Consider the following 241-nt stretch of genomic DNA (forward strand, 5'->3'; position numbering starts at 1 on the left):
TTCGGTCAATCGCGTGACCAAGGTCGTGAAGGGTGGCCGGATTCTCGGCTTCGCCGCACTGACCGTGGTTGGCGATGGTGATGGCCGCGTCGGTATGGGCAAGGGCAAGTCGAAAGAAGTGCCCGTCGCTGTCCAGAAGGCGATGGAACAAGCTCGTCGCAACATGTTCAAGGTGCCCCTGAAGAACGGCACCCTGCAACACGAAGTGCACGGCAAGCATGGCGCATCGGTCGTCCTCCTC

At 61.0% G+C, this 241-nt stretch carries 1 pseudogene; it reads left to right on the top strand.

Features of this window, described 5'->3' with window-relative positions:
• Window positions 1-241: pseudogene (locus tag SB751_RS34635) on the top strand (30S ribosomal protein S5); the annotation flags it as partial.

Origin of the sequence: Cupriavidus sp. SIMBA_020 (assembly GCF_046535395.1) — a bacterium.
Taxonomy (GTDB): Bacteria; Pseudomonadota; Gammaproteobacteria; order Burkholderiales; family Burkholderiaceae; genus Cupriavidus; species Cupriavidus campinensis.